Source organism: Calothrix rhizosoleniae SC01 (assembly GCF_900185595.1).
GTDB classification, from domain to species: Bacteria; Cyanobacteriota; Cyanobacteriia; order Cyanobacteriales; family Nostocaceae; genus Calothrix_A; species Calothrix_A rhizosoleniae.
Genome location: NZ_FYBH01000268.1, coordinates 1 through 7,139, shown reverse-complemented (window position 1 = coordinate 7,139; position 7,139 = coordinate 1). Strand labels below are relative to the sequence as shown.

General features: G+C 40.9%; 6 protein-coding genes and 1 pseudogene. 4 read left to right on the top strand and 3 right to left on the bottom strand.

The window, feature by feature from the left end; genetic code table 11:
- The 3 genes from CALSC_RS15920 to CALSC_RS15905 form a co-directional block, all read left to right on the top strand.
- The coding region (locus CALSC_RS15920; RefSeq protein ID WP_088242297.1) for a GIY-YIG nuclease family protein at nt 1-211 on the top strand (211 nt) is incomplete at its 5' end.
- Nucleotides 212-505: 294 nt separating this feature from the next.
- On the top strand, nt 506-3,016 hold the full coding sequence (locus CALSC_RS15910) for an nSTAND1 domain-containing NTPase (RefSeq protein WP_200817652.1): 2,511 nt from the start codon (nt 506-508) through the stop codon (nt 3,014-3,016).
- Between the two features lie 219 nt (nt 3,017-3,235).
- The gene (locus CALSC_RS15905) at nt 3,236-4,174 is read left to right on the top strand and encodes an SMP-30/gluconolactonase/LRE family protein (protein ID WP_088242296.1); all 939 of its coding nucleotides are present in this window, start codon (nt 3,236-3,238) and stop codon (nt 4,172-4,174) included.
- Nucleotides 4,175-4,409: 235 nt separating this feature from the next.
- Here the strand turns inward: CALSC_RS15905 and CALSC_RS15900 are convergent, their stop codons facing one another.
- A complete protein-coding gene (locus tag CALSC_RS15900; RefSeq protein ID WP_088242295.1) occupies nt 4,410-4,760 on the bottom strand; it encodes a histidine triad nucleotide-binding protein in 351 nt (116 codons plus the stop codon).
- Nucleotides 4,761-4,831: 71 nt separating this feature from the next.
- Here CALSC_RS15900 and CALSC_RS15895 point away from each other — a divergent pair.
- Nucleotides 4,832-5,488, top strand: a pseudogene (locus CALSC_RS15895) (magnesium chelatase domain-containing protein); the annotation flags it as partial.
- 110 nt (nt 5,489-5,598) lie between these two features.
- Here the strand turns inward: CALSC_RS15895 and CALSC_RS15890 are convergent.
- Nucleotides 5,599-6,165 carry a hypothetical protein gene (locus CALSC_RS15890; protein ID WP_088242294.1) on the bottom strand — a complete coding sequence of 189 codons (567 nt, stop codon included), beginning with the start codon at nt 6,163-6,165 and terminating at the stop codon, nt 5,599-5,601.
- A partial coding sequence (locus CALSC_RS15885; protein ID WP_088242293.1) for a SelT/SelW/SelH family protein occupies nt 6,158-7,139 on the bottom strand: 982 nt, incomplete at its 5' end. The genes CALSC_RS15890 and CALSC_RS15885, both read right to left, overlap by 8 nt.

The following is a 7,139-nucleotide window of genomic DNA, read 5'->3' as shown; positions in this document are numbered from 1 at the left end:
ACAAAGAAGAATTTATGAACATAAATCCAAATTGATCGAAGGATTTACCAAAAAATACAACATTACCAAGTTAGTTTATTACGAAACCTATGAAGATGCTTATACTGCAATTAGTCGAGAAAAACAAATTAAAGCAGGTTCTAGGCAAAAGAAAATTGATTTAATTAACAATCTCAATCCAGGATGGAAGGATTTATATGAAGAATTTTAGGGTTGAACAAAGTAGGTAAGTGTAATTAAATTTAAGTTGTCGTTCCTCCTCGCAATGACTATAAAAGCTCGCAACAACAATCAACTCATTACCCAAAGCTTACGATTGTCATTGCGACGCAAGGAAGCAATCTCATTAATTGGTTGATAACACAAGATTTCGCGATTGCTTTGTCGTTCCTCCTCGCAATGACAGTTTGATGTCATTGCGACCGAAGGGAAGCAATCTCATCAATGTTATAAACTCAAAAAGAGGTGCCGTAGTTACATCTACGCAATGACATAAATTACCGCCATGGCTCCCCCCATCGACTACTCCAAAATCTACACCGATGCACCCGAACAGCACGCCAACCTCATACTGGGTAGCCTGCAACTGCTATTCTGGCTTTTCTTTCGTCCCACAGCATGGCGGAATCATATAGCCAGAATTGATCCCGAACTACGCCCAGACTTTTGCTTAGGTGAATTACGCCGATTTCATTGGCATCACCCTGTTTTGCGAAAGCTGCTGATACAGGCATATATTATATTACCTGTCCTTACTGGCTTATTCATTGGCTGTGTACTGTTATTAAGTGGTAATTCAAACGCAACCGTGGCGCTCGGCGTGGCGCTCGGCGTGGCAGGAGGCGTGACAGGAGGCGTGGCAGGAGGCGTGGCAGGAGGCGTGGCAGAAGGCGTGGCAGGAGGCGTGGCAGGAGGTGTGGCAGGAGGTGTGGCAGGAGGCGTGGCGGAGGGAGGCGTGGCGCTCGGCGTGGCAGGAGGCGTGGCGGGAGGCGTGGCGGTCGGCGTGGCGGGAGGATTGCGAACAAAAAAATTGTCTTATGGCGTGGCGGTCGGCGTGGCGCTCGGTGTGGCGGTCGGCGTGGCGCTCGGCGTGGTGGAGGGAGGTGTGACACTCGGCGTGGCAGTAGGTTTTATAATTATCATGTTCTTTGCCTTCCCTTATGTAATTACAGAGCCTATTGCTGGTGCTTCAGCCGGTGCAGTAGCAGGTGCTTTATCAAATATGGGGTGGTGGATAGTTATTTTGAGTAGTAATGAACATACCCAGATTATTTCTATAGCAATCATTATAAGTACTTTACTGGGATTAACTTGGGCTTGGTGGCGACCAGTAGCTTTATATCCCTTACTCTTAGCAGCAAATACCCTACTCTATCAAGCTGAACTACGGCGTTTTCGCACTCAATCCAGTCTATTACCCTGGCATCCCGCTTTTTGGGACGAACACCAACGTTTACCTATCCTGAGTCTAGAGGAACATATTATCCTAGTAGCAAAGCGTAACCCAACGGAAGGAAAAGCAGCTATAGATTATCTCAGTACTAGTCGTCAGCGATGGGCTGCACAAGCTGCACAAATTGAACTAGATGCCTGGAGTTTAGAATGCTGTGCAGATGTGAAAGATATTCGTCATACTTATCAAAAACTAACTTCTGGGGAAATAGAAAGTCCCATCAGCAACCTGCTAAATATCTTCAGTCGCATCAGTGAAGATGTCGATGCTGCTCTCAATCAGCGTAGTAACTATAACCAACGTTTAGCCTTTAAAGCTGTGATAGACAGGTTAAATACAAATTTACAGGATTTAATCCGCAGCAGCGATAAATATAGTAAACGCTTTTACCCGATCGCTAAAAGTTGGCATAAAATAATCACTGACTATGTAGAACAACTAGCAAAAGAAGTAGAACTCCGCCAAGAAATTGACTCTCCTTACATTCTGGCTGTTCCCCTCACCCAAGAGCAAGAAATTTTCAGTGGACGCAATGACATCGGAATCCGCATCGAACAATTAATTTTAGATCGCCGTCGCCCACCCCTACTACTCTACGGACAGCGACGCATGGGTAAAACTTCCCTCCTCAATAACCTGGGAAAACTCCTACCCAATTCCATTATCCCTATGTTTGTAGACTTGCAAGGTGCCCCCTCATCAGCCAGTAACTACACAGGTTTTCTCTACAACCTCGCCAAGGGGATGATTAACTCAGGGAAAAAACAAGCTGTTACCCTACCACCCCTCACCCGCGAAACTCTAGGAGATGACCCCTTCACCTACTTTGATGAATGGCTGGATCAGGTAGAAGAGGTACTAGAACAAAATACCGCCTTGTTGATGCTAGACGAATTTGAGGTACTAGACAGCGCGATTACCAAAGGACGCTTCGACGAACAAGATGTATTAGGAATGTTGCGCCACCTGATCCAACATCGTCCTCGCTTCAAAGTCATGCTGGCTGGTTCTCATACTCTTGAAGAATATCAGCGTTGGGCTAGTTACTTAATCAACGTGCAAGTGGTGTATATCGGCTACTTGAAACAAGAAGAAGCTCGTCAACTCATCGAACGTCCCGTCCAAGATTTTACCCTGCGCTACGAACCGGATGCAGTAGAGCGCATTTTGCAACTTACCCGTTGTCACCCTTTTTTAGTGCAATTACTGTGTAGCGAAATTGTCGCCTACAAAAACGAGCAAGACCCCTCTGTGCGACGACTAGCGACTTTAGGGGATGTGGAAGCGGCGGTGACAGAGGCTTTAAGTACTGGTAGTTTCTTCTTTGCTGATATTCAAAATAACCAAGTAGACGCAGTGGGACTGGCTATTCTGAAATTCATCGCAGCACAAAGAGAAGGAATAATAGTCAGTAAAAATACTATATTGCAATCAGTAAATGATGTATCAGAAAGTGCTTGGCAGCAGTTATTACAACGGGAACTGATTGAACAAGTCGGGGATGGATATCGCTTTCACGTGGAGTTAATTCGGCAATGGTTTGCACCTACAAGACTGAAATAGCATAGCACTACGTACTTAGGGCACAGACACTATTAAAAGAATCTAGAATTTAGAATTTAGAATTTAGAATTACGTTTTGCAACGGAGATTTTACCTCGACGCAAAACGCGCTGCTTTTAGAAGCAGGGGACTCTTACCCCTAAAGTTGGTTGAAGCACAAAACCTATAAACTAGCGAGAAATTTGGAAAACCCAAGATTATTTGTAACATAAAATAACAATGAGAAATTTGACTTTACGAATAACTGCATACATTTTATTCCTAGGCTTGTTGATACTACAGCAAAGCTGCGGCAATACCTCTAGTGGTATATCAGCAATCATGGACAGCAACGCCAAGGTAGAAAAGTTATCTGACGGGTTAAAGTTTACAGAGGGTCCTGTATGGCATCCCAAAGGCTTTTTACTCTTTAGTGATATTCCTGCTGACACTATTTACAAGTGGACAACTAACGGTAAACTTTCTGTTTTTCGTCGTCCTGCGGGAAATGCCAATGGTAATACTTTAGATCGTCAAGGACGGTTAATTTCCGCTCAACATAACCGTCAACTGACACGCACGGAGAAAAATGGTAAAGTTACAATCTTGGCTGAACGCTACCAGGGAAAACGTCTTAACAGTCCCAATGATGTTGTAGTTAAGTCGGATGGTAGTATTTATTTTACTGACCCACCCTATGGGATTAAAAAAGAACAGGAAGAACTCGGCTTTTATGGGATTTATCGTTGGCAATCAGGTGGAAAGCTGACTTTATTGAATCAAGAAATGGTGCGTCCTAATGGTATTGCTTTCTCCCCAGATGAGAAAAAATTATACGTATCTGATTCCAAAAAATTACATATTCGTGTTTTTGATGTCAAAGCAGATGGTACATTAACTAACGGTAAGGTATTTGCAGAGTTACCTGGACCCAAGGATAAAGGCGTACCTGATGGGATGAAAGTGGATATTAAAGGCAATATCTACTGTAGTGGTTCTGGGGGGATATGGATTTTCTTGCCAACAGGTGAACTACTGAATAAAATTGCTGTTCCCAAAGCTGTAACGAATTTAGCTTGGGGTGGTAAAAATTATCAAACACTTTATATCACAGCTGGTGAAGCTATTTATCGTATACCCTTGAATATTGCAGGCATACAACCAGGAAAGGGGAATTGATATGTTCAACTTTTGCACCTGCTCAAGTTCCTTTTTATGAGACCCCATACCAACTTATAGAAAAAATTAGAAAACCATTGCCTCCAGAACCCGACCAGCCGGAGCGTTATGACTTTGAGTATAAACGGAATGGCAGTGTTAATTTATTTGCGTATTTCCAACCATTGGCAGGGTGGCGACACATCAAAATGAAAGGGGTAGGGCTTCCCCAACCCCTAACCCTCCTTTCCTCTTATCAACCAGGGGGCCATTTCATCTGTCGTCCACCCAGGATATGTATATGTAAGTGATAAACTGTTTGACCGCCATCTGCACCATTATTAATTACTACGCGATAGCCATTTGTTAATCCAGCTTGTTCCGCAACCCTTTTAGCAGTTAGCAGTAAATGTCCCATGAGATTGCTATCTTGGGATTCTGCATTAGCTAAGTTGACAATGGGTTTTTTGGGAATTACCAGGATGTGAACGGGTGCTTGGGGCTGAATGTCTTTGAATGCTAAGGCTAGGTCATCTTCATAAACAATGTCGGCGGGAATTTCTCGACGGATGATTTTACTGAAAATCGTTTCTGTGGTTTCACTCATGGCGATGTAGTTGCTTATTTGTTAGAGATTCTAAAGGTTTAGTGCTTATTTATAAAAGAAATATTTAACTCATGCTGGCTAGAGTTTGGAGTGCATCAATAATTGGCATCGATGCCGTGAAAGTGGGGGTAGAAGTAGATATTTCTGGCGGTTTGCCGGGAATTGTGGTGTTGGGATTACCGGATGCGGTGGTGCAAGAATCCCGAGAAAGGGTCAAGGCAACCCTGAAGAATGCAGGTTTTGCTTTCCCCATGCGAAAGATTGTGATTAATCTCACCCCTGCTGACTTACGGAAGGAGGGACCCTATTTTGATTTACCTATTAGTGTAGGGATTTTGGCCGCTTCTGAGCAAGTTAAAGCTGATTTATTAGGTGATTATTTATTTTTAGGTGAAGTTTCCCTGGATGGTAGTTTGCGTCCAGTAGCTGGTGTATTACCGATCGCAGCTACGGCACAAAAGATGGGGATTGCTGGGTTGGTGGTGCCAGCAGATAATGCCCAAGAAGCAGTGGCGGTGGAAGGATTGGCTGTTTATGCTTTCAAAAATGTGGCTGAGGTTGCGGATTTTCTGAATAACCCAGTCAGTTATAAACCTGTGCAGATGGAGGATGGGGTAGAAAACCTACACACAACCTCTCTACATTCTGGTATGACTGATTTAAAGGATGTCAAAGGACAGGCTCATGCCCGTCGTGCTTTGGAGATTGCTGCTGCTGGGGGACATAATTAGATCTTATCTACATCTAAAACGATACATACCTTGCATATATAGCGTTCTACATTGTAGACATATTCACAGCGTAAGATACATCTCTTTTGAGACTCAGAAGTATTTAATTATTGTATGGTATTTTTTTGATGCTCTATTTCTCGGGAGAGAAGTACGTTGACCCTTTTTAAAATCATCAAAAAAGTTAACGTGAACAAAACGATTAGATAAAAAACTAAAGCAGAAAAAATATTATTGATTAAGCTGTTTTTTAGTGTGATTGAAGCAGCCAGCAAAAGAACTACTAACAAAGATAGTAATATTTCAAACGAAATATTAAAGTATATTTGCTCTAATATGTCTAACTTCAGTTTATATGCTTGAGGTGAGCCTTTGGTGCTACTAGCCTTTGAAGCTGCGTCGTAAACAAGAACCAATAGGTTGAACAAAAGTCCAGCAAAAATTGCAAATACATTTATTAAAACACCAACTAATTCTTTGTTTAAGACAACTCTAAAATGAACCAATAATAAAGATACCAAAAATGGGAATACAAAAAATAAAACAAGGTCAGAGATGGATTTTTTATTTGTTCTGTATTCTTTTAATGTGCTTAAATGATTTGCAACAATTTCGATAACGTTAATTTTAGAAAAAAAAGAAGATTTTTGCCCGGAAGAGTTAGATTTAGGCATCTACATTATCCCCCCAAATAGACATGGCTAAATCTTTTAAAAATGATTTAGCTCTATCATCTATTATATCAAACTTAGGGTGCCCATCTTTTACATTTACCTCAATTCCAGATATATCTTCATAATACCTTATCTTGTCATTTTCTGAAAGATTTACTGTCTTGTATGTATTGCCAATTTTGACTTCAATTTTGATATTTTCATAGTCAAAATTACTCATTTCTATGATATCGCCTATGGATGTGTCACTACCATTTGGATCTAGAAATTTATCGATTTTTCGAGAAAAATTTGAAAGAAATAAATCTGGGAAGTAGCCATTTTTACTTGCAGATAAAACCATTTCGCATTTACCATCAAACCCATGATCATCTGGCATTGCTTCACTAGATACATCCGCGATATCTTTTGGAAAGCCTTGTTTTATCAACCTAATTTTGACTATTCTGCCGTTAATATATTCTCTAATCAATCCTTTTGGAACCAAAGGGTTGATTTCTAGCATGATATCAGGAAACTTGGTGTTTAAATATTGGTTAAACCTCCTAAAAAATAAAGTTTTAATACCAAGATTATGAAACCTTTGCAAGATAACTACACCCTTATCCGATTTTGAGGGCATCCTAACCAAGAAATAATAAGGGATTAGTTCTGCGTCTAGAAGCTCTCTTTCGTAAGAAATAGTATCAGTAGATGTGTTTAACAATTTAGAACCATACCCATTTTTTCCAGCCTCAAGTAAGCCATAGATAGTCCTATTCTTTTTGTGGGTATCAATAACTTTTACTACCTCTCCAGCTTTATTGTCTATTGGATAATTAGACAAAAAAATTGATAAATACTCGTCAAAAATATCCAGGAAATCTAAGCCACATACATCCCCCAATAGCAAATAATCTTTAACATCTTTTGATTTTAGTCTTAAAGTGTATGGAGCTAGGGAAAATTTAGACATAAAAATTGAACCAATAACA

Excerpts from the sequence above, each read along its gene's own strand:
- CALSC_RS15910 (WP_200817652.1), top strand. The coding sequence starts at position 506 with ATGGCTCCCCCCATCGACTACTCCAAAATCTACACCGATGCACCCGAA.
- CALSC_RS15905 (WP_088242296.1), top strand. The coding sequence starts at position 3,236 with ATGAGAAATTTGACTTTACGAATAACTGCATACATTTTATTCCTAGGC.
- CALSC_RS15900 (WP_088242295.1), bottom strand. The coding sequence starts at position 4,760 with ATGAGTGAAACCACAGAAACGATTTTCAGTAAAATCATCCGTCGAGAA.
- CALSC_RS15890 (WP_088242294.1), bottom strand. The coding sequence starts at position 6,165 with ATGCCTAAATCTAACTCTTCCGGGCAAAAATCTTCTTTTTTTTCTAAA.